1 protein-coding gene is annotated in these 392 nt (G+C 75.0%); it reads right to left on the bottom strand.

The annotated features are described in order from the left end of the window. The coding region (locus tag D7Y04_RS43500) for a GAF domain-containing protein (protein ID WP_147477385.1) at positions 1-392 on the bottom strand (392 nt) is incomplete at both ends.

The following is a 392-nucleotide window of genomic DNA, read 5'->3' as shown; positions in this document are numbered from 1 at the left end:
GCCTTCACCGCCTGCGTGGCCGCGCCGTACAGCCGTGCGTCCTCGATGGCGAGCGCCGCCCGCGCCGCGAGGCTCTCCAGCAGGGCGCGCTCCTCCAGGGTGTACTCGCGCCCTTGCGCTTCACGCATGACGCCCAGCGTGCCGAGCACGCAGCCTCGCGCGCCCAGGGGGACGACGATGACGCTCTGCGGGCCGTAGCGCTCCAGGAAGGACACGCCCTCGGGAAGCTGGTCGCCGTGCAGCTCCTGCGCTTCCAGCCGGGGCACGAAGAGCGTCTGCCCGCTGGCGGCCACGCGGCCGGCCAGTCCCTCTCCGAGCCTCGCGGGGAAGCGGCGCAGCGAGTCCTCCAGCACCGCGCGGGCCTCCGGGTCCGGGTGGTGGACCGACACGAC

The organism is Corallococcus sp. AB038B, assembly GCF_003668955.1.
GTDB classification, from domain to species: Bacteria; Myxococcota; Myxococcia; order Myxococcales; family Myxococcaceae; genus Corallococcus; species Corallococcus exiguus.
This window is presented reverse-complemented; position numbering and strand designations above follow the sequence as displayed.